Source organism: Candidatus Eisenbacteria bacterium (genome assembly GCA_030017955.1).
Lineage (GTDB): Bacteria > Eisenbacteria > RBG-16-71-46 > JASEGR01 > JASEGR01 > JASEGR01.
Window position 1 is genome coordinate 1 of the sequence record JASEGR010000147.1, and the last position, 3,171, is coordinate 3,171.

Below are 3,171 nucleotides of genomic sequence, written 5' to 3' on the forward strand. Positions count from 1 at the left end.
CAGGGGACAACGCTCGTGTACTCTTCACCCTCCTAGCGATCAACCCAATTAAAGCCAAGGTAATGGTAGAATCATTGCTCAATCAGAATGAAGCTTTGGACAAACTGGCTAAGACCATCGGTAGGACCGGTAAAGACTCAGTGAAGGGCGATTACTCTGAGGTCAAGAGCGAGACTCTGGAATTATTAGGCGGAGTAGAGATGATTCGCAATAGGGTAAAAAAGCGGTTGCAGTCTCCTGTCGAAGAAACCGCTTTGATGGCTATATACAACAGTATTCTTACTGGTGAAGGATACTATCTTATTGATAATACAAAAATGGGACGAGACTGAACGGTTAGTACCAAGAAATTACATAACGAATGCGTCAACCGGACGCGCGGGGAGGCGTGGTAACGTTTTCCTTAAGTCCCTTGACCGCGCGCCGGTTACGCTGTTGTTATATGGCTCGAATAAACAGGATACTGAATTATCCGGAACAAGCGGCCGATTATCTTTTGATTAGGCTGGAACTTTTGGGCAGATCACTGGGATTTTCCAATGCGTAAAAAGCCAGATCTAAGAATCAATCTGATCCCGATAACCTTTGACAAGGGTGAATTCGCAGGAAGTGAATTGCCTTACGTTGATGAGGACAGTCTCAGAGAACTAAGAGAATCATATAGGGATAGCCATGTCATAAAACGTCGCGGCAGCAAGATGCAATGCGTGCCACTAAACGATGAGGCCGAATTGCTCGGCAAGGGAAAGCAGTTCAGCGTCAAGCATGATTTCACCTTGGCATCAAGGCTTGTCCGGGATTCGATCATCAGGTTCCTCAAGGCCAAGAATTCGCAGTTCAGCAGACTGTTCAACCCGACCTCGATAGTAATCACAAAAGAGAATCTGATGCAGGGAATTGTCGATGACGAGACCGCAGCAATGCTCCCGATGCATCCTGAATATCAGTTCGACAGCAGGACCATCGTCCCTCACAATAGGCAGGTGACATTCGGCATCCTCCTGGATTTCAACATGTGCCAACTCATCGAACCGACAGCCGAAGAGCTTATGGATAAGGGCGTCGATATCGGCGGCTGCTATGTCGTGGCCGGTGATCCAAAGGAGCCTGAGGGGGTCGAGCCAAGGTTCAGGAGGGATCTGGTCGGGAGGGTCAAGGATGCAAACGGGCATTCCTTGAAACTTGATGATTACCGGGAACAGGACGAAATCGATGCTGCGTCCTGTTATCTTGAGGCAAGCCCTGGCAATGTCAGGCAATGCCTGTCAACCCTTTCGGACAAGGATATCCAGGCGATCCAGAGCAAGAGGCTTGAGCAGGTCTTCAAGGTCAAGGGTGCGAAGAACCAAGCGGAGAGGATCGAGAGGGTTCGGGCTTGGCTTGAAAGCTATCAACCATTCTATTGTGGTGGAGGATTATCATTCAATATCGGTTCGGACATCCTTGAGCTTAAGACCGGAAATGAGGCGGGTGAGCATCACAAGCTTCAAAGCCCATCTTTCGTGCTAAGGCCGGGGGGCTCGATAACTGTAAGCGGAAGCGTGGATAAGAAGATCGACGAGAAAGGGCCTTACGACGCGGAGTCCTTCCCCAAGAAGAGGATCAGGGTCGCGGTCCTATATCCTGAGAGATTCAAGGGCGAGGTCGAGATCTTCTTCAGGCAGTTCAAGGACGGGGTCCCGCCGCGTCCAGGCAAAGAAGTCGTATTCACTCAAGGCTTCATCAGGAAATATCGCCTTACCGGCTGCGAGTTCGGGATGTTCCCCATCGCAAGCGACAGGGAGGATTCAATTGGCTATAAGCAGGCCAGCCTGAGCGCTCTTCAGGGCAAGGATGTTTACGACCTGGCAATGATAGTCATCAGGGAAGATTTTCACCAGCTGCATGGTGAGAGCAATCCATACCTCGTTTCCAAATCAGCATTCATGTCTCAAGGAGTCCCGGTCCAGTCGATAGAGATAGAGACCATAAGGGACCAGAGAGGCAGACCTTGGATACTCAACAATATAGGGATTGCGTCATATGCCAAACTCGGTGGCATCCCTTATATGCTGACCTCTATGGCGGGCCTGACGCATGAGCTGATCTTCGGGATAGGCAGTTCGAATATAAAGAGCAGGCGTCTTGGAGGTTCCCAAAGATTCATCGGCATCACGACAGTCTTCAGCGGCGATGGCAATTATCTGCTTTACAACCTGACAAGGGAGGTATTGTTCGAGAATTACCAGGAAGCGTTATTGCAGTCCCTCAAGAATGCCATCGATGAGATCAAGGCAAGATACGCATGGCAGAAAGGGGATAGTGTCAGACTCATATTCCATCAATCCTTTAAGAAATTCAAGGATGCCGAGGCCCAGGCTGTCAAGGATCTGGTTGATTCCCTAACGGATTTCCAGGTCGAATATGCTTTCGTTCATGTCAGTAATAGCCACCCATGGAAAGTCTTTGACAAGAACGCTGAGGGTATCAAGCATTGGGATAATTACAAGAAATTTACGAAGGGCGAATATGTTCCATTCAGGGGCCTTTGCATACCTTTAGGCCCACAGGCGGGGCTTCTGACTCTTACGGGTCCACACCAGCTCAAGAACCATCTGCAAGGTTGCCCAGAGCCTATCCTCGTGTCAATTCATCCCGAATCCACGTTCAAGAGCTGGGAGTACCTTGCCGGCCAAGTGTTCAATCTGACGTTCATGTCCTGGCGGAGCTTCTTCCCCTCATCCAGGCCAGTAACCATCGAATATTCTGACTTCATCGCCAAGATGATGGGTTCGCTTAGGGATATATCGAACTGGAATCCGGACATTCTTTCCACGAAGCTTCGGGAAAGCAGGTGGTTCCTATGACAGAGGCGATATCCCATGAGATAGCCTGGCAGTTGGAAAAGCTTAAGGAAAGCATCCTTTCGCATAATCAAAAAAGCGATATCTGCGGATTGTTCTCCTATCATGCGTATTCCGGTGAAGTCGGCCGGGCATTCCGGGCGAAGTCGGCCGCCTGTTCCGGATGATCTCGGCCGGTGATTCCGATTGATTCCGGCCACCGATTCCGATCCATGTCGGCCACTTTTTCGGAGCAAAGCGACGCTGTTTTTTCTACCTCACAAATTGCCGTTCTTAAGTCAACTTTCTTTTCTTTTTCCGCATAGAATCTCCTTCCAGTTCCATTTTG

General features: G+C 49.6%; 3 protein-coding genes. 2 read left to right on the plus strand and 1 reads right to left on the minus strand.

The genetic code is table 11. From position 1 onward, the window contains the following. A partial coding sequence (locus QME66_13075) for a hypothetical protein (GenBank protein ID MDI6809883.1) occupies window positions 1–332 on the plus strand: 332 nt, incomplete at its 5' end. Between the two features lie 207 nt (window positions 333–539). Then, window positions 540–2,846 (plus strand): Piwi domain-containing protein, encoded by a 2,307-nt coding sequence (locus QME66_13080; GenBank protein ID MDI6809884.1) that lies wholly within the window; start codon window positions 540–542, stop codon window positions 2,844–2,846. A 100-nt stretch (window positions 2,847–2,946) separates the two neighbouring features. Here the strand turns inward: QME66_13080 and QME66_13085 are convergent. Continuing rightward, window positions 2,947–3,171, minus strand: a 225-nt coding sequence (locus QME66_13085) for a hypothetical protein (GenBank protein MDI6809885.1), incomplete at its 5' end; no start/stop codon positions are given.

What these genes read in the sequence shown, in the direction of transcription:
- QME66_13080 (MDI6809884.1), top strand. Translation starts at nt 540, where the DNA reads ATGCGTAAAAAGCCAGATCTAAGAATCAATCTGATCCCGATAACCTTT.